The 18,816-nt window shown below is 53.4% G+C and carries 21 protein-coding genes; 12 read left to right on the plus strand and 9 right to left on the minus strand.

From position 1 onward, the window contains the following. Nucleotides 1-17: 17 nt before the first annotated feature. The 7 genes from ispD (at nt 18) to rpoS (ending at nt 5,949) form a co-directional block, all read left to right on the plus strand. Complete coding sequence (ispD, locus tag ACJHYW_RS12405) at nt 18-728, plus strand: 2-C-methyl-D-erythritol 4-phosphate cytidylyltransferase (RefSeq protein WP_000246153.1); 711 nt, start codon at nt 18-20, stop codon at nt 726-728. Continuing rightward, nucleotides 728-1,207 carry a 2-C-methyl-D-erythritol 2,4-cyclodiphosphate synthase gene (gene ispF / locus ACJHYW_RS12410; RefSeq protein ID WP_001219237.1) on the plus strand — a complete coding sequence of 160 codons (480 nt, stop codon included), beginning with the start codon at nt 728-730 and terminating at the stop codon, nt 1,205-1,207. The genes ispD and ispF overlap by 1 nt, the downstream gene beginning before the upstream one ends. Then, entirely contained in the window at nt 1,204-2,253 is a 1,050-nt protein-coding gene (gene truD, locus ACJHYW_RS12415) for a tRNA pseudouridine(13) synthase TruD (protein WP_000568908.1), read from the plus strand. The genes ispF and truD overlap by 4 nt, the downstream gene beginning before the upstream one ends. Then, on the plus strand, nt 2,234-2,995 hold the full coding sequence (gene surE, locus ACJHYW_RS12420; RefSeq protein ID WP_001295182.1) for a 5'/3'-nucleotidase SurE: 762 nt from the start codon (nt 2,234-2,236) through the stop codon (nt 2,993-2,995). The genes truD and surE overlap by 20 nt, the downstream gene beginning before the upstream one ends. Further along, nucleotides 2,989-3,615 carry a protein-L-isoaspartate O-methyltransferase gene (gene pcm, locus ACJHYW_RS12425; RefSeq protein ID WP_000254708.1) on the plus strand — a complete coding sequence of 209 codons (627 nt, stop codon included), beginning with the start codon at nt 2,989-2,991 and terminating at the stop codon, nt 3,613-3,615. Before surE ends, pcm begins: the two co-directional genes overlap by 7 nt. A gap of 184 nt (nt 3,616-3,799) precedes the next feature. Next, nucleotides 3,800-4,894 carry a murein hydrolase activator NlpD gene (gene nlpD, locus ACJHYW_RS12430; protein ID WP_306174120.1) on the plus strand — a complete coding sequence of 365 codons (1,095 nt, stop codon included), beginning with the start codon at nt 3,800-3,802 and terminating at the stop codon, nt 4,892-4,894. 62 nt (nt 4,895-4,956) lie between these two features. Beyond that, the gene (gene rpoS, locus ACJHYW_RS12435; RefSeq protein WP_000081550.1) at nt 4,957-5,949 is read left to right on the plus strand and encodes an RNA polymerase sigma factor RpoS; all 993 of its coding nucleotides are present in this window, start codon (nt 4,957-4,959) and stop codon (nt 5,947-5,949) included. Nucleotides 5,950-6,069: 120 nt separating this feature from the next. On the opposite strand, the gene ACJHYW_RS12440 is transcribed toward rpoS, so the two are convergent. Then, a complete protein-coding gene (locus ACJHYW_RS12440; RefSeq protein WP_001208071.1) occupies nt 6,070-6,477 on the minus strand; it encodes a MarR family winged helix-turn-helix transcriptional regulator in 408 nt (135 codons plus the stop codon). Nucleotides 6,478-6,623: 146 nt separating this feature from the next. On the opposite strand from ACJHYW_RS12440, the gene ACJHYW_RS12445 reads away from it, so the two are divergent. From ACJHYW_RS12445 to ACJHYW_RS12455, 3 genes are read left to right on the plus strand one after another with little or no spacing between them, the layout of a single operon-like run. Then, nucleotides 6,624-7,217 (plus strand): non-oxidative hydroxyarylic acid decarboxylases subunit B, encoded by a 594-nt coding sequence (locus ACJHYW_RS12445; protein WP_001237173.1) that lies wholly within the window; start codon nt 6,624-6,626, stop codon nt 7,215-7,217. Further along, nucleotides 7,217-8,644 (plus strand): non-oxidative hydroxyarylic acid decarboxylases subunit C, encoded by a 1,428-nt coding sequence (locus ACJHYW_RS12450; RefSeq protein ID WP_000863203.1) that lies wholly within the window; start codon nt 7,217-7,219, stop codon nt 8,642-8,644. The genes ACJHYW_RS12445 and ACJHYW_RS12450 overlap by 1 nt, the downstream gene beginning before the upstream one ends. 10 nt (nt 8,645-8,654) lie before the next feature. Next, a complete protein-coding gene (locus ACJHYW_RS12455; protein WP_000562981.1) occupies nt 8,655-8,891 on the plus strand; it encodes a non-oxidative hydroxyarylic acid decarboxylases subunit D in 237 nt (78 codons plus the stop codon). Between the two features lie 41 nt (nt 8,892-8,932). On the opposite strand, the gene pphB is transcribed toward ACJHYW_RS12455, so the two are convergent. Next, nucleotides 8,933-9,589 (minus strand): protein-serine/threonine phosphatase, encoded by a 657-nt coding sequence (gene pphB / locus ACJHYW_RS12460; protein ID WP_001141294.1) that lies wholly within the window; start codon nt 9,587-9,589, stop codon nt 8,933-8,935. Between the two features lie 105 nt (nt 9,590-9,694). Continuing rightward, nucleotides 9,695-12,256 carry a DNA mismatch repair protein MutS gene (mutS, locus tag ACJHYW_RS12465; RefSeq protein ID WP_410233361.1) on the minus strand — a complete coding sequence of 854 codons (2,562 nt, stop codon included), beginning with the start codon at nt 12,254-12,256 and terminating at the stop codon, nt 9,695-9,697. Nucleotides 12,257-12,331: 75 nt separating this feature from the next. Between mutS and ACJHYW_RS12470 the strand changes: the two genes are divergently transcribed. Beyond that, nucleotides 12,332-12,466 carry a hypothetical protein gene (locus ACJHYW_RS12470; protein ID WP_000611937.1) on the plus strand — a complete coding sequence of 45 codons (135 nt, stop codon included), beginning with the start codon at nt 12,332-12,334 and terminating at the stop codon, nt 12,464-12,466. Between the two features lie 76 nt (nt 12,467-12,542). Beyond that, nucleotides 12,543-12,887, plus strand: coding sequence for a nitrous oxide-stimulated promoter family protein (locus ACJHYW_RS12475; protein ID WP_000015479.1), 345 nt, complete (start codon nt 12,543-12,545; stop codon nt 12,885-12,887). Nucleotides 12,888-12,925: 38 nt separating this feature from the next. Here ACJHYW_RS12475 and ACJHYW_RS12480 read toward each other — a convergent pair whose 3' ends face one another. The 6 genes from ACJHYW_RS12480 to hypB all read right to left on the minus strand — a co-directional run bounded on the left by ACJHYW_RS12480 (nt 12,926) and on the right by hypB (nt 18,814). After that, nucleotides 12,926-13,354 carry a molybdopterin-binding protein gene (locus tag ACJHYW_RS12480; protein ID WP_000301062.1) on the minus strand — a complete coding sequence of 143 codons (429 nt, stop codon included), beginning with the start codon at nt 13,352-13,354 and terminating at the stop codon, nt 12,926-12,928. Between the two features lie 44 nt (nt 13,355-13,398). Beyond that, entirely contained in the window at nt 13,399-15,477 is a 2,079-nt protein-coding gene (gene flhA, locus ACJHYW_RS12485) for a formate hydrogenlyase transcriptional activator FlhA (protein WP_001361307.1), read from the minus strand. Nucleotides 15,478-15,550: 73 nt separating this feature from the next. Then, on the minus strand, nt 15,551-16,561 hold the full coding sequence (hypE, locus tag ACJHYW_RS12490; protein ID WP_001059943.1) for a hydrogenase maturation carbamoyl dehydratase HypE: 1,011 nt from the start codon (nt 16,559-16,561) through the stop codon (nt 15,551-15,553). Then, complete coding sequence (gene hypD, locus ACJHYW_RS12495) at nt 16,558-17,679, minus strand: hydrogenase formation protein HypD (protein ID WP_001212979.1); 1,122 nt, start codon at nt 17,677-17,679, stop codon at nt 16,558-16,560. Before hypD ends, hypE begins: the two co-directional genes overlap by 4 nt. Further along, nucleotides 17,679-17,951, minus strand: a complete 273-nt coding sequence (gene hypC, locus ACJHYW_RS12500) for a hydrogenase 3 maturation protein HypC (RefSeq protein ID WP_000334876.1) — start codon at nt 17,949-17,951, stop codon at nt 17,679-17,681. Before hypC ends, hypD begins: the two co-directional genes overlap by 1 nt. Continuing rightward, nucleotides 17,942-18,814 (minus strand): hydrogenase nickel incorporation protein HypB, encoded by an 873-nt coding sequence (hypB, locus tag ACJHYW_RS12505; RefSeq protein ID WP_000337682.1) that lies wholly within the window; start codon nt 18,812-18,814, stop codon nt 17,942-17,944. The genes hypC and hypB overlap by 10 nt, the downstream gene beginning before the upstream one ends. Between the last annotated feature and the right edge of the window lie 2 nt (nt 18,815-18,816).

Below are 18,816 nucleotides of genomic sequence, written 5' to 3' on the forward strand. Positions count from 1 at the left end.
TCAGCCCAGGAATTAACATGGCAACCACTCATTTGGATGTTTGCGCCGTGGTTCCGGCGGCCGGATTTGGCCGTCGAATGCAAACGGAATGTCCTAAGCAATATCTCTCAATCGGTAATCAAACCATTCTTGAACACTCGGTGCATGCGCTGCTGGCGCATCCCCGGGTGACACGTGTCGTCATTGCCATAAGTCCTGGCGATAGCCGTTTTGCAAAACTTCCTCTGGCGAATCATCCGCAAATCACCGTTGTAGATGGCGGTGATGAGCGTGCCGATTCCGTGCTGGCAGGTTTGAAAGCCGCTGGCGACGCGCAGTGGGTATTGGTGCATGATGCCGCTCGTCCTTGTCTGCATCAGGATGACCTCGCGCGATTGTTGGCGTTGAGCGAAACCAGCCGCACGGGAGGGATCCTCGCCGCACCAGTGCGCGATACGATGAAACGTGCCGAACCGGGCAAAAATGCCATTGCTCATACCGTTGATCGCAACGGCTTATGGCACGCGCTGACGCCGCAATTTTTCCCTCGTGAGCTGTTACATGACTGTCTGACGCGCGCTCTAAATGAAGGCGCGACTATTACTGACGAAGCCTCGGCGCTGGAATATTGCGGATTTCATCCGCAGTTGGTCGAAGGCCGCGCGGATAACATTAAAGTCACGCGCCCGGAGGATTTGGCGCTGGCCGAATTTTACCTCACCCGAACCATCCATCAGGAGAATACATAATGCGAATTGGACACGGTTTTGACGTACACGCCTTTGGCGGTGAAGGCCCAATTATCATTGGTGGCGTGCGCATTCCTTACGAAAAAGGGCTGCTGGCGCATTCTGATGGCGACGTGGCGCTCCATGCGTTGACCGATGCATTGCTTGGCGCGGCGGCGCTGGGGGATATCGGCAAACTGTTCCCGGATACCGATCCGGCATTTAAAGGTGCCGACAGCCGCGAGCTGTTGCGCGAAGCCTGGCGTCGTATTCAGGCGAAAGGTTATGCCCTCGGCAACGTCGATGTCACTATCATCGCTCAGGCACCGAAGATGTTGCCGCACATTCCACAAATGCGCGTGTTTATTGCCGAAGATCTCGGCTGCCATATGGATGATGTTAACGTGAAAGCCACTACTACGGAAAAACTGGGATTTACCGGACGTGGGGAAGGGATTGCCTGTGAAGCGGTGGCGCTACTCATTAAGGCAACGAAATGATTGAGTTCGATAATCTCACTTACCTCCACGGCAAACCGCAAGGCACCGGGCTGCTGAAAGCGAATCCGGAAGACTTTGTGGTGGTGGAAGATTTGGGCTTTGAGCCTGATGGTGAAGGTGAGCATATTCTGGTTAGAATCCTCAAAAACGGCTGCAATACCCGTTTTGTGGCGGATGCACTGGCGAAATTCCTGAAAATTCATGCCCGTGAAGTCAGCTTCGCTGGGCAAAAAGATAAACATGCTGTTACGGAACAGTGGTTTTGTGCACGAGTGCCAGGTAAAGAGATGCCGGACCTCAGTGCTTTTCAACTGGAAGGTTGTCAGGTGCTGGAGTATGCGCGACACAAGCGTAAGTTGCGTTTAGGTGCACTAAAAGGTAATGCTTTCACTCTGGTGCTGCGCGATGTAAGCAACCGTGACGATGTTGAACAACGTCTCATCGATATTTGCGTAAAAGGCGTGCCTAATTATTTTGGTGCTCAGCGTTTTGGTATTGGCGGTAGCAACTTGCAGGGTGCGCTGCGCTGGGCGCAAACCAATACTCCGGTGCGCGATCGCAATAAACGGAGTTTTTGGTTGTCGGCAGCCCGCAGTGCGTTGTTTAATCAGATTGTTGCTGAGCGCCTCAAAAAAGCAGACGTTAATCAAGTTGTTGACGGCGATGCGCTACAATTAGCCGGACGTGGTAGCTGGTTTGTTGCAACCACCGAAGAACTGGCGGAATTACAGCGTCGCGTCAACGATAAAGAGCTAATGATAACCGCCGCATTGCCGGGCAGTGGCGAATGGGGAACTCAGTGTGAAGCGCTGGCATTCGAACAAGCAGCTGTCGCCGCAGAAACTGAATTACAAGCCTTACTGGTGCGCGAAAAAGTTGAAGCCGCGCGCAGAGCGATGCTGCTGTATCCGCAACAATTAAGCTGGAACTGGTGGGATGACGTCACCGTAGAAATCCGTTTCTGGCTTCCGGCGGGAAGTTTTGCAACCAGCGTTGTCAGGGAACTTATCAACACAACAGGTGATTATGCGCATATTGCTGAGTAATGATGACGGGGTACATGCACCCGGTATACAAACGCTGGCGAAAGCCTTGCGTGAGTTTGCTGACGTTCAGGTGGTCGCCCCCGATCGTAACCGCAGCGGCGCTTCAAATTCTCTGACACTGGAATCCTCCCTGCGCACGTTTACCTTTGAAAATGGTGATATTGCTGTGCAAATGGGAACCCCGACCGATTGCGTCTATCTTGGCGTGAATGCTCTGATGCGTCCGCGCCCGGACATTGTTGTGTCCGGAATTAACGCCGGGCCGAATCTGGGGGATGATGTTATTTATTCCGGTACGGTAGCCGCCGCGATGGAAGGCCGTCATTTAGGTTTTCCGGCGCTTGCCGTCTCGCTTGACGGGCATAAACATTACGACACTGCCGCGGCGGTAACCTGTTCAATTTTGCGCGCACTGTGTAAAGAGCCGCTGCGCACCGGACGTATTCTTAACATTAACGTTCCGGATTTACCCTTGGATCAAATCAAAGGTATTCGCGTGACGCGCTGCGGTACACGACATCCGGCAGATCAGGTGATCCCGCAGCAAGATCCGCGCGGCAATACGCTGTACTGGATTGGCCCGCCGGGCGGTAAATGTGATGCCGGTCCGGGGACCGATTTTGCTGCGGTAGATGAGGGCTATGTCTCCATCACGCCGCTGCATGTGGATTTAACTGCGCATAGCGCGCAAGATGTGGTTTCAGACTGGTTAAACAGCGTGGGAGTTGGCACGCAATGGTAAGCAGACGCGTACAAGCACTTCTGGATCAATTACGTGCGCAAGGTATTCAGGATGAGCAGGTGCTGAATGCACTTGCCGCCGTGCCGCGTGAAAAATTCGTTGATGAAGCGTTTGAACAAAAAGCCTGGGACAATATCGCCTTGCCGATAGGTCAGGGGCAGACAATTTCGCAGCCGTATATGGTGGCGCGAATGACCGAATTACTCGAGCTGACGCCGCAGTCGCGGGTGCTGGAAATTGGCACCGGTTCGGGATATCAAACGGCAATCCTGGCGCATCTTGTCCAGCATGTTTGCTCGGTTGAACGGATTAAAGGCTTGCAGTGGCAGGCGCGTCGCCGCCTGAAAAATCTTGATTTACATAATGTTTCAACCCGTCATGGCGATGGATGGCAAGGTTGGCAGGCACGTGCGCCGTTTGACGCTATCATTGTTACGGCGGCACCGCCGGAAATTCCAACTGCGCTAATGACGCAGCTGGACGAAGGCGGGATTCTCGTCTTACCCGTAGGGGAGGAGCACCAGTATTTGAAACGGGTGCGTCGTCGGGGAGGCGAATTTATTATCGATACCGTGGAGGCCGTGCGCTTTGTCCCTTTAGTGAAGGGTGAGCTGGCTTAAAACGTGAGGAAATACCTGGATTTTTCCTGGTTATTTTGCCGCAGGTCAGCGTATCGTGAACATCTTTTCCAGTGTTCAGTATGGTGCCTTGCACGGTAATTATGTCACTGGTTATTAACCAATTTTTCCTGGGGGATAAATGAGCGCGGGAAGCCCAAAATTCACCGTTCGCCGCATTGCGGCTTTGTCACTGGTTTCGCTATGGCTGGCAGGCTGTTCTGACACTTCAAATCCACCGGCCCCGGTCAGCTCCGTTAATGGCAATGCGCCTGCAAATACCAATTCTGGTATGTTGATTACGCCGCCGCCGAAAATGGGGACGACGTCTACAGCTCAGCAACCGCAAATTCAGCCGGTACAGCAGCCACAAATTCAGGCCACTCAACAACCGCAAATCCAGCCGGTGCAGCCAGTAGCTCAGCAGCCGGTACAGATGGAAAACGGACGCATCGTCTATAACCGTCAGTATGGGAACATTCCGAAAGGCAGTTATAGCGGCAGTACCTATACAGTGAAAAAAGGCGACACACTTTTCTATATCGCCTGGATTACTGGCAACGATTTCCGTGACCTTGCTCAGCGCAACAATATTCAGGCACCATACGCGCTGAACGTCGGTCAGACCTTACAGGTGGGGAATGCTTCCGGTACGCCAATCACTGGCGGAAATGCCATTACCCAGGCCGACGCAGCAGAGCAAGGAGTTGTGATCAAGCCTGCACAAAATTCCACCGTTGCTGTTGCTTCGCAACCGACAATTACGTATTCTGAGTCTTCGGGTGAACAGAGTGCTAACAAAATGTTGCCGAACAACAAGCCAACTGCGACCACGGTCACAGCGCCTGTAACGGTACCAACAGCAAGCACAACCGAGCCGACTGTCAGCAGTACATCAACCAGTACGCCTATCTCCACCTGGCGCTGGCCGACTGAGGGCAAAGTGATCGAAACCTTTGGCGCTTCTGAGGGGGGCAACAAGGGGATTGATATCGCAGGCAGCAAAGGACAGGCAATTATCGCGACTGCAGATGGACGCGTTGTTTATGCCGGTAACGCGCTGCGCGGCTACGGTAATCTGATTATCATCAAACATAATGATGATTACCTGAGTGCCTACGCCCATAACGACACAATGCTGGTCCGGGAACAACAAGAAGTGAAGGCGGGGCAAAAAATAGCAACCATGGGTAGCACCGGAACCAGTTCAACACGCTTGCATTTTGAAATTCGTTACAAGGGGAAATCCGTAAACCCGCTGCGTTATTTGCCGCAGCGATAAATCGGCGGAACCAGGCTTTTGCTTGAATGTTCCGTCAAGGGATCACGGGTAGGAGCCACCTTATGAGTCAGAATACGCTGAAAGTTCATGATTTAAATGAAGATGCGGAATTTGATGAGAACGGAGTTGAGGTTTTTGACGAAAAGGCCTTAGTAGAAGAGGAACCCAGTGATAACGATTTGGCCGAAGAGGAACTGTTATCGCAGGGAGCCACACAGCGTGTGCTGGACGCGACTCAGCTTTACCTTGGTGAGATTGGTTATTCACCACTGTTAACGGCCGAAGAAGAAGTTTATTTTGCGCGTCGCGCACTGCGTGGAGATGTTGCCTCTCGCCGCCGGATGATCGAGAGTAACTTGCGTCTGGTGGTAAAAATTGCCCGCCGTTATGGCAATCGTGGTCTGGCGTTGCTGGATCTTATCGAAGAGGGCAACCTGGGGCTGATCCGCGCGGTAGAGAAGTTTGACCCGGAACGTGGTTTCCGCTTCTCAACATACGCAACCTGGTGGATTCGCCAGACGATCGAACGGGCGATTATGAACCAAACCCGTACTATTCGTTTGCCGATTCACATCGTAAAGGAGCTGAACGTTTACCTGCGAACCGCACGTGAGTTGTCCCATAAGCTGGACCACGAACCAAGTGCGGAAGAGATCGCAGAGCAACTGGATAAGCCAGTTGATGACGTCAGCCGTATGCTTCGTCTTAACGAGCGCATTACCTCGGTAGACACCCCGCTGGGTGGTGATTCCGAAAAAGCGTTGCTGGACATCCTGGCCGATGAAAAAGAGAATGGTCCGGAAGATACCACGCAAGATGACGATATGAAGCAGAGCATCGTCAAATGGCTGTTCGAGCTGAACGCCAAACAGCGTGAAGTACTGGCACGTCGATTCGGTTTGCTGGGGTACGAAGCGGCAACACTGGAAGATGTAGGTCGTGAAATTGGCCTCACCCGTGAACGTGTTCGCCAGATTCAGGTTGAAGGCCTGCGCCGTTTGCGCGAAATCCTGCAAACGCAGGGGCTGAATATCGAAGCGCTGTTCCGCGAGTAAGTAAGCATCTGTCAGAAAGGCCAGTCTCTTATGAGGCTGGCCTTTTTCTTTTGTATGGGGAGTTGGTGTGTTTCGTCGCCTGGATAAGACACGTCAGCGTCCCATCCGGCAATCAACATCCTATTTGCTCATCATCTTGCGCACCAGCTGCATAAACAGCTCCTGCTCTTCTGCACTCAAACGCCCCAAAAATTCCTCATCCACACTGTCACCAATCGGTATCGCCGCAGCAAGTACCTTTTCTCCTTCGGCAGTCAGCCAGACAAAGCGTCGCCGCTTATCAGCAGAGTCATGTTCTCGTCTGACTAAGCCACGATTTTCCATTCGTGCCAACATTTCTGCCAGCGTTGCTTTGGTGCTGACGGCTGCTTCTATCAGTGCCACCTGTTCGATACCAGGTTTATCAGCAATGGCGCGCATCACCGCGTACTGTGGTTTGGTCAGATCAGGTAACTCGTGCTGCCAGCGAGCCGTGTGCTGCTGAAAAAGCTGTCGTAACTGATGGAACGCTTTATTTCGTAACGCCATGTAAACTCCGGGCAAACTATCTGCCGCTATCATAGCGGTTTTTCAGTGACGCAGGGGATGTTGTTACTTTTCAGTGCTTGCCGCGATGAGAACAGAGGCGTATTTTAATAATAACGTTCGTGTACGAACAATTAAGAGAATTAACAATGAGACTGATCGTCGGGATGACAGGGGCCACCGGAGCGCCTCTTGGTGTGGCATTACTGCAAGCGCTGCGGGAGATGCCGAATGTCGAGACTCATCTGGTGATGTCGAAGTGGGCGAAAACCACCATTGAACTGGAAACGCCTTACAACGCCCGCGATGTTGCTGCCCTCGCAGACTTCTGCCATAACCCGGCGGATCAGGCCGCAACCATCTCCTCAGGTTCCTTTCGTACCGACGGCATGATCGTTATTCCGTGCAGTATGAAAACGCTCGCCGGTATCCGTGCCGGTTACGCCGATGGCCTGGTGGGGCGCGCGGCGGACGTCGTGCTCAAAGAAGGCCGCAAACTGGTGCTGGTGCCGCGTGAAATGCCGCTTAGCACAATCCATCTCGAAAATATGCTCGCACTTTCGCGCATGGGCGTGGCGATGGTGCCGCCGATGCCTGCCTTTTATAACCATCCCGAAACGGTAGATGACATTGTCCACCACGTGGTAGCCCGCGTGCTGGATCAATTTGGCCTCGAACATCCTCACGCCAGGCGCTGGCAAGGATTGCCGCAGGCCCGGAATTTTTCTCAGGAGAATGAATAATGGCATTTGATGATTTACGCAGCTTTTTACAGGCGCTCGACGACCATGGGCAATTGCTGAAAATCAGCGAAGAGGTGAACGCGGAACCGGATCTGGCAGCAGCAGCTAACGCCACCGGGCGTATCGGCGACGGCGCGCCCGCGCTGTGGTTTGATAATATTCGCGGCTTTACCGATGCCCGCGTGGCAATGAACACCATCGGTTCCTGGCAGAACCACGCGATTTCCCTCGGCCTGCCGCCAAATACCCCGGTTAAAAAACAGATTGATGAGTTTATCCGCCGCTGGGATAACTTCCCGATTGCCCCGGAGCGCCGCGCCAATCCGGCCTGGGCGCAGAACACCGTTGATGGCGACGAGATCAACCTGTTCGATATCCTGCCGCTGTTTCGTTTAAACGATGGCGATGGCGGTTTCTATCTCGACAAAGCGTGCGTGGTTTCCCGCGATCCGCTTGATCCGGATAACTTCGGCAAGCAGAACGTCGGCATCTACCGTATGGAAGTGAAGGGTAAGCGTAAGCTCGGTCTGCAACCGGTGCCGATGCACGATATCGCCCTGCATCTGCATAAAGCGGAAGAGCGCGGTGAAGATCTGCCGATTGCCATCACCCTGGGTAACGACCCGATCATCACCCTGATGGGGGCCACGCCGCTGAAATACGATCAGTCCGAGTACGAAATGGCGGGCGCGCTGCGCGAAAGTCCGTACCCGATCGCCACCGCTCCGCTGACCGGTTTTGATGTGCCGTGGGGCTCGGAGGTGATCCTCGAAGGAGTCATCGAAAGCCGCAAACGCGAGATTGAAGGGCCATTCGGTGAGTTTACCGGCCACTACTCCGGCGGGCGCAATATGACCGTCGTGCGCATTGATAAAGTCTCTTATCGCAGCAAACCCATTTTTGAATCGCTCTATCTCGGGATGCCGTGGACGGAAATCGACTACCTGATGGGGCCAGCCACCTGTGTGCCGCTGTATCAACAACTGAAAGCTGAGTTCCCGGAAGTGCAGGCGGTAAACGCCATGTACACCCACGGCCTGCTGGCGATTATCTCCACCAAAAAACGCTACGGTGGCTTTGCCCGCGCGGTGGGCCTCCGTGCGATGACCACGCCGCACGGTCTGGGCTACGTGAAGATGGTGATTATGGTCGATGAAGACGTTGATCCGTTCAACCTGCCGCAGGTGATGTGGGCGCTCTCTTCGAAAGTGAACCCGGCAGGGGATTTGGTGCAGTTGCCGAATATGTCCGTGCTGGAACTCGACCCTGGCTCAAGTCCGGCGGGGATCACCGACAAGCTGATTATCGACGCCACCACGCCTGTCGCCCCGGACAACCGTGGTCACTACAGTCAGCCGGTGGTGGATTTACCGGAAACCAAAGCCTGGGCTGAAAAACTGACCGCTATGCTGGCCGCACGTCAATAAGGAGAACAAGATGATTTGTCCACGTTGTGCCGATGAACAGATTGAAGTGATGGCGAAATCGCCGGTAAAAGATGTCTGGACGGTATATCAGTGCCAGCATTGCCTTTATACCTGGCGCGATACCGAACCGCTGCGCCGCACCAGCCGCGAACATTATCCCGAAGCGTTCCGCATGACGCAGAAAGATATTGATGACGCGCCGATGGTGCCGAGCATCCCGCCGCTGCTGGCGGAAGGTAAGTGTTAATAAAAAAGTGCCGGGTAGAGGCTTTGCTTTACCCGGCCACGTTATTTAATTTTATAAAACGATAACCGTCTGCTTTCCGGCGAGCCGGTATCAATATAAACCTGATTGGCAAATGTCTGGATATTTATAAACATCATATGTCCAAAGATAAAACAGTCGGCACCGTTTATTTCTTTTAACTCTCCCTTGAATGATTTCTGCACGCGATCAACAGGCCAGAGTAATTCGCTTTCTGCTATTTCTTTACCAAACTGATATTCATCACCCGGATAATCTGCATGTGCGATGACATATTTTATGTTGTCGTTAGTGATTTCAATAATATGTGGAAGGTGATGGAATTTCAGCAACAGATCTATTGCCTCTTGTTGCTCTGAATCATTTAAATTGAAAAACCAGTCACCACCGCTGGCAAGCCACATATTTCCATCGCCAGTTTCGAATGCCTCAAGCGCCATCGCTTCGTGGTTGCCTTTAGCCGATGTAAACCAGGGCTGGTTTAGCAGGCGCAGCACGTTAAGACTCTCCGGCCCACGATCAATATTATCGCCGACAGAAATAAGTAAGTCGGTTTCAGGGCAAAAAGAGAGTTGATGTAAGCGGGATTGTAATAATTGATAGTCACCATGAATATCACCAACGGCCCATATATGGCGATAGTGATGGGCATTGATTTTTTGATAGCGTGTAGATGGCATGGTTTTACCCTGTAAAATAAGATTTCCTATTATACAGGGTATTTTTATTTGATTCGTCAGTTGTCGTTAATATTCCCGATAGCAAAAGACTATCGGGAATTGTTATTACACCAGACTCTTCAAGCGATAAATCCACTCCAGCGCCTGACGCGGAGTCAGTGAATCCGGGTCGAGGTTTTCCAGTGCCTCGACCGCAGGCGAAGTTTCTTCCGGTAGGGACAGCAAAGACATTTGTGTACCATCCACTTGCGTAGCAGCGGCGTTCGGCGAAATGCTTTCCAGCTCACGCAGTTTTTGCCGTGCGCGCTTAATAACCTCTTTTGGCACGCCCGCCAGAGCAGCAACCGCCAGGCCGTAGCTTTTGCTCGCCGCGCCATCCTGCACGCTGTGCATAAAGGCAATGGTGTCGCCGTGCTCCAGCGCATCGAGATGCACGTTGGCGACGCCTTCCATTTTCTCCGGCAGTTGGGTCAGCTCGAAATAGTGGGTAGCAAACAGCGTCAACGCTTTGATCTTATTTGCCAGATTTTCCGCGCATGCCCACGCCAGCGACAGACCATCGTAAGTGGAAGTTCCGCGCCCAATCTCATCCATCAGCACCAGACTGTACTCGGTGGCGTTATGTAAAATATTGGCGGTTTCGGTCATCTCCACCATAAAGGTTGAATGCCCGGATGCCAGATCGTCTGCCGCGCCTACGCGGGTAAAGATACGGTCGATCGGGCCAATCTCGACTTTTTGCGCCGGTACGTAGCTGCCGATATACGCCATCAGCGCAATCAACGCGGTCTGGCGCATATAGGTACTTTTACCGCCCATGTTCGGACCGGTAATGATCAACATGCGGCGCTGCGGCGACAGGTTCAGCGGGTTAGCGATAAACGGCTCATTCAGTACTTGTTCAACTACCGGATGGCGACCTTCGGTAATGCGAATACCCGGTTTATCAATAAAGGTCGGGCAGGTGTAGTTCAGGGTATAGGCCCGTTCCGCCAGGTTCACCAGCACGTCGAGTTCCGCCAGCGCGCTCGCGCTCTGTTGCAACGCTTCCAGATGCGGCAACAGCAGGTCGAACAGCTCTTCATAAAGTTGTTTTTCCAGAGCCAGTGCTTTGCCTTTTGAGGTGAGAACTTTATCTTCGTACTCTTTCAGCTCCGGAATAATGTAACGCTCGGCGTTTTTCAGCGTCTGGCGGCGCATGTAGTTAATCGGTGCCAGATGGCTTTGCCCACGGCTGATCTGAATGTAGTAGCCGTGCACTGCATTAAAGCCAACTTTCAGCGTGTCCAGGCCGGTACGTTCACGCTCGCGGACCTCCAGACGCTCCAGATAATCGGTCGCACCGTCAGCCAGCGCGCGCCACTCATCCAGCTCTTCGTTATAGCCCGATGCGATAACACCACCGTCGCGTACCAGCACCGGTGGTGTGTCGATGATTGCTCGCTCCAGCAGATCGCGCAGCTCGGCAAACTCGCCCATCTTCTCACGCAGCGCTTGTACCGGTGCACTATCGACATTTTCTAACTGCGCACGCAACTCCGGCAGTTGCTGGAAAGCGTGGCGCATACGGGCCAGATCGCGCGGGCGAGCAGTACGTAACGCCAGACGCGCCAGAATACGTTCCAGGTCGCCCACCTGACGCAGCACAGGCTGTATCTCGGCGGTGAAATCCTGCAATGCGCCAATAGTTTGCTGGCGCTCAAGCAACACGCGGGTATCGCGCACTGGCATATGCAGCCAGCGTTTCAGCATACGACTACCCATCGGCGTTACAGTGCAGTCGAGCACTGAAGCCAGCGTGTTTTCCGCACCGCCCGCCAGGTTCTGAGTAATTTCCAGGTTACGACGCGTCGCGGCATCCATAATGATGCTGTCCTGCTCACGTTCCATGGTGATAGAACGAATATGCGGCAGGGTCGTGCGTTGGGTATCTTTCGCATACTGCAACAGACAACCGGCAGCACAAAGTCCGCGCGGCGCGTTCTCGACGCCAAAACCGACCAGATCGCGGGTGCCAAATTGCAGATTCAACTGCTGGCGCGCAGTGTCGATTTCAAACTCCCACAGCGGACGACGACGCAGGCCGCGACGACCTTCAATCAGCGACATCTCGGCGAAATCTTCTGCATACAACAGCTCTGCCGGGTTGGTACGTTGCAGCTCTGCAGCCATCGTTTCGCGGTCCGCCGGTTCGCTAAGGCGAAAACGCCCGGAGCTGATATCCAACGTCGCGTAGCCGAACCCTTTGCTGTCCTGCCAGATAGCTGCCAGCAGGTTATCCTGACGCTCCTGCAACAGCGCTTCATCGCTGATGGTGCCCGGCGTAACGATACGGACAACTTTGCGCTCGACCGGCCCTTTGCTGGTCGCCGGATCGCCAATTTGTTCGCAGATGGCAACGGACTCGCCCTGATTCACCAGTTTGGCGAGATAGTTTTCCACCGCATGGTAGGGGATCCCCGCCATCGGGATCGGCTCTCCCGCGGAAGCACCGCGTTTGGTCAGTGAAATATCCAGCAGCTGCGAGGCGCGTTTCGCGTCGTCATAAAACAGTTCGTAAAAGTCACCCATCCGATAGAACAGCAGGATCTCGGGATGCTGGGCTTTCAGCTTGAGATACTGCTGCATCATTGGCGTATGGGCATCAAAATTTTCTATTGCACTCATGGAGTTATGTCCGGTTCCCTGATATTAAATGGGGTGTGATGGTTTTTATTTTCGTTGTAATCACATAAGGCGCACATGATACCGGAGTTAATCATTTCAGGGGAAGAAGCGAACGGCGAGTTCTTGATGGTGATTCCGGGAAAGATGCTGTTTTGCAGCTTTTGCGTGATGCTTATGAAGCAAGTACGCAAAATTGCGTCGGTTGAATAAACCTCCTCCTTCAGAGCCATAGTCCCCTTTCAAATTAAGTTGTAATATAAATACACCTTAAGAGTATGGAGGCAGCATGTCCGGCAAGCGTATCTCTCGTGAAAAACTGACGATTAAAAAAATGATCGATCTTTATCAAGCGAAATGCCCGCAGGCGTCAGCGGAGCCGGAGCATTACGACGCGCTGTTTGCCTACGCGCAAAAGCGGCTGGATAAATGTGTGTTCGGCGAAGAGAAACCAGCCTGTAAGCAGTGTCCGGTGCACTGTTACCAGCCAGCAAAGCGTGAAGAGATGAAACAGATTATGCGTTGGGCCGGGCCGCGAATGCTGTGGCGTCATCCGATCTTAACCGTGCGTCATCTCATCGATGACAAGCGTCCGGTGCCGGAGTTGCCAGAAAAATATCGTCCAAAGAAATAAATCTGCCGGAGAGCCATACTCTCCGGCAAATAAGGCGTTTACGCTTTGGTGGCAATCAGGATGGCTGATGCTTTGATCAATGCAATAACGCGCGAGCCAGTGGTGAGTTTCATTTCATCCTGACTTTCATTTGTTACCACTGCCACAATTTCAAAACCCGCATCCGTTTTGATATGGACAGTGGCGTTCACTGCGCCTTCGGTGATTGTCGACACGCTGCCAGCAAACTGGTTGCGAGCAGAGAATTTCAGTCCACAGTCTTCCGTTGCCAGTGTTACCCACGGGGCTTTAATCAGGGCAATCGCTTCTTTCCCTTTTGCCAGACCAAGAGCCTGCTGGCTGCTGTGTGTAACAATTGCCACCAGCTTTGCACCACCTGCCAGCGTCAGTTCTACTTCATCATTCACAGCGCCCATTGCTACTGCGCTAACTGTTCCGGTTAATTGATTTCTTGCTGAAACTGCCATACTGCCTCCTTTCATTGAATGTTGATCGAGTATAACCACATCTGTTAAATCAATGCCGATTTATCAATTCCCAGTCGCTTCATCCGTGACAGCAGGGTCGTGCGTTTCAGCCCCAGACGTTGCGCAGCGCCTTTAGGTCCGGCAACCACGCCGTTAGTTTCTTTCAGCACGCGAACAATCAACTGATATTCATCTTCGCCCTCCTGAGCGACAACCGTTGCGGCAGGCGGCGTTTCAGGTTCTGGTAAAGCAATATCTGGCAATGACAGCTGCAGCACGTTGCCGCGTGTTAGCAATACCGCGCGCTCAATGACGTTTTCCAGCTCACGCACGTTGCCCGGCCATTCCATGTTGCTCAGGATGCGCAGCGTCTCGGCAGGAATGCTGTCGATATTGCGCCCCAGACGACGGGCAATTTTGAAGGTAAAGGCTTTCGCCAGCAGCGGAATATCTTCCGGACGCTCGCGTAGTGGCGGCAGGTGGATCGGGAATACGTTCAGGCGGTAATAGAGATCGCTACGGAACTCTCGGTCGGCGACCATTTTTTTCAGATCGCGGTTAGTCGCGGCAATTAAACGTACGTCCGTCTGAATGATTTTGTTGCTGCCAAGACGTTCAAACTCCTGTTCCTGTAATACACGCAGCAACTTCGGCTGTAACTCCAGCGGCATATCGCCCACTTCATCGAGGAATAGTGAGCTTTTATCCGCCAGTTCAAAACGACCAATGCGCTGAGCGCTGGCACCGGTAAAAGCCCCACGCTCATGACCAAATAGATCGCTTTCCAGCAATCCGGCAGGCATCGCCGCGCAGTTCATTTTGACCATGCGGCGATTATTACGCCCACTGAGATTATGGATCGCGCGGGCAATCAGCTCTTTACCTGTACCAGTTTCACCGAGGATCAGCACGGTACTGTCACTTTGCGCCACCATTTCAACTTGTTTAAGTACGCTGTACATGGCTTCGCTGCGGCCAATAATCTCGCCAAATTCACTATCAACATTGTTGAGCTGCTCGGTCAGGGCGAGGTTTTCATCAACCAGCCGTTCTTTCAGACGATGAATTTCCTGATAGGCGAGGGCGTTATCGACAGCGATTGCCACACGTTCGGCAATCTGGCGCAGTAAGCTCAGATTGGTAGTGGTAAATACTTTCTCTTCGCATTGCGCCAGTTTCAGCACGCCCAGCATGGTGTCGCCAGACATCAGCGGTAACAGGCACAAGGTTTGAATCTGGTTGCCCCAGGTGTCGAACAACATGCGTTCATAGGGGGCTAAATCGTCCCGCTCGTGGAGATTAATCAACAGCATCTCTTTACTTTTGAAGACGCGTTCGGTGAGGGTTCCGGCTTCATCGACTTCGCTCTGTTCGTGGGCGGGATGCTGTTTATCAAGATAGTGAGTGGAGTAGATGTTGAGTTTGTTTTTACGGTGGCTGCGTAAGACAATGCTGATATCGTCAATGTCGAAATAGTAATGGATTTCTTTGGCGACTTCGCTGACCAGTTCGTCCATATCCAGGCGGGAAAGCACCGCGTTGGTGATGGCGACCAGGATGCGGAAGTTATCGCGTTCCCGGCATAACAACTCATAGTCGACATTGTTAACGACGCGGCTCTGGATTTGTTCGGTGACGACAGAAACGATCTGCGTAAATGTTTGCAGGCGATTGAACTCTTTTTCACTCCACGGGCGATCGTCATAACGAATAAATTCACAGCCACCAAAAATATGCCCTTCCGCCGCCAGTGGCATCAGGCAATAGTGACCAAATTTGGGGTATAGCCCACCTGCGGCCAGCTGCGGCCAGGTTTCACAAAATTCTTCGTAACTGCAATGCAGCGTATCAGGGCGCGACAAAATGCTGCGTACCGGACCGTGTGCCAGAACAGTTTCGTCTTCATATTTAATGGGGGTGTCTTTTTCACGCGACGCGTAATAAGACGCACGTTGAGTCTGCGCTTGCCACAACACAATAGCCGCGTTGTCGGCGAGCGCAGAACGCTTTACCAGTTGCGAAAGAGCCTCACACAGCGAGGCCAGATCGGGCTGCTGCAATAGTGTCCGAGTGATGTCGAACAACCCTTGTTGTCCGAGATCACTCATCGGTGTATATGACATTTTGTTCTTCCAGGAAAGCACCGCAAAGCGGTGCAAAAGGTCATTGACTAACTATAGGAGATTTAGAATTTTATTAGCATATACGCGGAAGCGGTTCGGCGTGTGGTAAATCGAGGGTTCGTTTCACGCCATACAGACCGGCAAGACGAACACCTTTACGTTCCACCACTTCACCAATCAGCGCCGCGTCTTTCCCCAGTGGATGGGAATGTAACGCTGCCAGCACTTGCTCTGCCGCGTTGCGTTCAACGGCGATCACCAGTTTGCCTTCGTTGGCAAAGTTAAGGGCGTCCAGTCCCAGCAGCTCGCAAACGCCACGCACAGCAGGTTTAACCGGCAGTGCCGCTTCTGAAAGTTCAATACCACAACCGCAGGCTGCCGCGAACTCATGTACCACCGCGTTTACACCACCACGGGTGGCATCACGCAGCGCTTTCACGCCGGGAATGTCACGCAGCGTCTGAATAAGCGGCGTTAGTACGGCACAGTCGCTGACCAGTTCGCCATCCAGCCCCAGCTGCTCACGCAGGTTAAGGATAGTCGCCCCGTGGTCGCCGAGTGTACCGCTAACCAGCAATACATCGCCTGCGGTTAGCGTCTGTGCGCCCCAGTGAATATTCGCCGGAATTGCGCCCATACCAGCGGTGTTGATAAACAGTTTATCTGCCGCGCCGCGCTGCACCACTTTAGTGTCGCCAGTAACGATGGCAATGCCTGCCGCGCGGGCGGTTTCTGCCATGCTGGTCACAACGGCTTTCAGCGTCTCCATCGGTAATCCTTCTTCAAGGATAAAGCCACAGGAGAGATAACGCGGAATAGCGCCACTGACCGCTACGTCGTTCGCGGTGCCGCAAATCGCCAGCTTGCCGATATTGCCACCAGGAAAGAACAGCGGGTCGATGACGTAGCTGTCGGTGGTGAACGCCAGACGGTCGCCTTCCGCTACCAGCTGCGCCAGATCAAGACGTGCCTGATCTTCCTGCTCTGCCAGCCACGGGTTGGCAAAGGCTTCCATAAACAGGCTGTTGATTAATTGCTGCATCGCCTGGCCGCCGCTACCGTGGGCGAGTTGGATATTATTCACGCTTCACTCTCCTGCTGACGATACTGATACCACGCGGCGCACGCTCCTTCGGAGGAAACCATCAGCGCACCAAACGCGGTTTGAGGATTACAGGTGTTACCAAACAGCGGGCATTGATGCGGCTTACATTTGCCCGTTAATACTTCTCCACAACATGCGCGCGGGTCATCGCAGACCTGCTGCGGTGCCGGGCGGAAATGCGCTTCGGCATCGAATCGTTGATAATCCGGCGTCAGGTGTACACCAGAAGATTCAATCACGCCTAAGCCGCGCCATTCGCTGTCGCCGTTGACACAGAACACATCGGCAATCGCCTGTTGCGCCAGCAGGTTACCGGCATCCGGCACCACCCGACGATACTGATTCTCTACCTTGCTGTGGGCCGCTATTTTCTGCTCCACCAGCATGACCACGCCTTGTAGTAGATCAAGCGGTTCGAATCCAGCAACCACCAGCGGACGATGAAAATCGCTGGCGATAAAATTATAGGCGTCGGTGCCGATAACCATACTGACGTGGCCGGGCGCGAGGAACGCGTCGATACCGTTATCCGGCTGTTCCAGCAAACTGCGCAGTGTTGGGATGAGCGTAATGTGCTGGCAGAAGAAGTAAAAATTCTGCACATCGCGGGCTTTTGCCTGTTGCAGAGTGATGGCGGTGGTCGGCATGGTGGTTTCAAAACCTAAGCCGAAGAACACCACTTTGCGGGTTGGATTCTCCTGCGCCAGTTTCAACGCATCCATCGGCGAGTAAACGATGCGCACATCGGCACCGCGCGCTTTTGCCTGTAACAGCGAACCCTGTTTCCCTGGTACGCGCATGGCGTCGCCAAAGGTACAGAAGATGACTTCCGGATGGCTGGCAATCTCCACGCAGGTGTCGATTCTACCCATCGGCAGTACACACACCGGGCAACCGGGACCGTGGATAAACTCAACGTTTTCCGGCAGCAACTGGTCGAGGCCGAATTTAAAAATGGCGTGGGTATGACCGCCACACACTTCCATAATCCGCAGAGGGCGTTCGGCGGTGTAAGAGAGATGTGAAGCTCGTTCGCGCAGATGCTCAATTAACTGCATCACCTGTTCCGGCGCGCGATATTCATCAACAAAACGCATTATTTTTCCTCGCCATACAACAGCGCACCGACATCCGGCTCAACGTCAAACATGTTTTGTAAGGCGTCGAGAGTGTCGCGCGCTTCGGCTTCATTAATTACGCTCATGGCAAAGCCAACGTGAACCAGTACCCACTGGCCCACGCGTGGCTGACCGTTTTCATCGCAGCTGCCGACTAACGATAAATCGACATCGCGCTGAATGCCGCAGACGTCGACTTTCGCCTGGTTGCCGTCAATGGTGCGGATCTGGCCGGGAACGCCTATGCACATCGCTGTGTCTCCAGCCAGTTCAGCCACTGGTCCATCCCTTCGCCGCTGGTGGCGGAAATAAGGATGATTTCAATTTCTGGATTGACTTCGCGGGCGCAGGCGATGCACTTCTCAACGTCAAAGTTGAGATACGGCAGCAGGTCAACTTTGTTGAGCAGCATCAGTGAGGCGGCGGCAAACATATGTGGATATTTCAGCGGTTTGTCTTCACCTTCGGTAACGGAAAGCACCGCCACTTTGTGTTTTTCACCGAGATCGAAGCTCGCCGGACATACGAGGTTGCCAACGTTTTCGATAAACAGAATACCGTTATCGTCCAGTGGCAGGCGCGGCGCGGCGTCGGCGATCATCTGTGCGTCAAGATGGCAACCTTTACCGGTATTCACCTGAATCGCTGGCGTGCCGGTAGCGCGAATGCGCGCGGCATCGTTCACGGTTTGCTGGTCGCCTTCAATCACCGCACACGGAACGCTATCTTTCAGGCGCATTAAGGTTTCCGTCAGCAGGGTGGTTTTACCGGAACCAGGGCTGGAAACCAGGTTGAGCACCAGTTGCTTGCGGGCAGCAAAGCGCGCGCGGTTGCGTTCAGCCAGACGGTTATTTTTGTCCAGCACGTCAATTTCGACTTCCAGCATCCGACGCTGGCTCATGCCCGGCGCGTGAGTGCCCGCTTCGCCATGACCGTAATGCAGGTCGCCTTCTTCAGTCTGGCTGGGGGTAAATTCAGGCGTTTTAATGCCGGTGATTTTCATCTTCGGGCGTGCCGCCGGGGCAAATGGCGCGCTACGAAACGCGGAATGAGGGTTATGTTCATCACCCTCGATATACAGGTTGCCTTCACCGCAACCGCATGTTGTACACATCG

The organism is Escherichia sp. WS3063 (genome assembly GCF_046486595.1).
GTDB classification, from domain to species: domain Bacteria; phylum Pseudomonadota; class Gammaproteobacteria; order Enterobacterales; family Enterobacteriaceae; genus Escherichia; species Escherichia coli.

Coding starts and splice junctions, on each gene's coding strand:
- ispD (WP_000246153.1), top strand. CDS start 18: ATGGCAACCACTCATTTGGATGTTTGCGCCGTGGTTCCGGCGGCCGGA.
- ispF (WP_001219237.1), top strand. CDS start 728: ATGCGAATTGGACACGGTTTTGACGTACACGCCTTTGGCGGTGAAGGC.
- truD (WP_000568908.1), top strand. CDS start 1,204: ATGATTGAGTTCGATAATCTCACTTACCTCCACGGCAAACCGCAAGGC.
- surE (WP_001295182.1), top strand. CDS start 2,234: ATGCGCATATTGCTGAGTAATGATGACGGGGTACATGCACCCGGTATA.
- pcm (WP_000254708.1), top strand. CDS start 2,989: ATGGTAAGCAGACGCGTACAAGCACTTCTGGATCAATTACGTGCGCAA.
- rpoS (WP_000081550.1), top strand. CDS start 4,957: ATGAGTCAGAATACGCTGAAAGTTCATGATTTAAATGAAGATGCGGAA.
- ACJHYW_RS12440 (WP_001208071.1), bottom strand. CDS start 6,477: ATGGCGTTACGAAATAAAGCGTTCCATCAGTTACGACAGCTTTTTCAG.
- ACJHYW_RS12445 (WP_001237173.1), top strand. CDS start 6,624: ATGAGACTGATCGTCGGGATGACAGGGGCCACCGGAGCGCCTCTTGGT.
- ACJHYW_RS12450 (WP_000863203.1), top strand. CDS start 7,217: ATGGCATTTGATGATTTACGCAGCTTTTTACAGGCGCTCGACGACCAT.
- ACJHYW_RS12455 (WP_000562981.1), top strand. CDS start 8,655: ATGATTTGTCCACGTTGTGCCGATGAACAGATTGAAGTGATGGCGAAA.
- pphB (WP_001141294.1), bottom strand. CDS start 9,589: ATGCCATCTACACGCTATCAAAAAATCAATGCCCATCACTATCGCCAT.
- mutS (WP_410233361.1), bottom strand. CDS start 12,256: ATGAGTGCAATAGAAAATTTTGATGCCCATACGCCAATGATGCAGCAG.
- ACJHYW_RS12470 (WP_000611937.1), top strand. CDS start 12,332: ATGATACCGGAGTTAATCATTTCAGGGGAAGAAGCGAACGGCGAGTTC.
- ACJHYW_RS12475 (WP_000015479.1), top strand. CDS start 12,543: ATGTCCGGCAAGCGTATCTCTCGTGAAAAACTGACGATTAAAAAAATG.
- ACJHYW_RS12480 (WP_000301062.1), bottom strand. CDS start 13,354: ATGGCAGTTTCAGCAAGAAATCAATTAACCGGAACAGTTAGCGCAGTA.
- flhA (WP_001361307.1), bottom strand. CDS start 15,477: ATGTCATATACACCGATGAGTGATCTCGGACAACAAGGGTTGTTCGAC.
- hypD (WP_001212979.1), bottom strand. CDS start 17,679: ATGCGTTTTGTTGATGAATATCGCGCGCCGGAACAGGTGATGCAGTTA.
- hypC (WP_000334876.1), bottom strand. CDS start 17,951: ATGTGCATAGGCGTTCCCGGCCAGATCCGCACCATTGACGGCAACCAG.
- hypB (WP_000337682.1), bottom strand. CDS start 18,814: ATGTGTACAACATGCGGTTGCGGTGAAGGCAACCTGTATATCGAGGGT.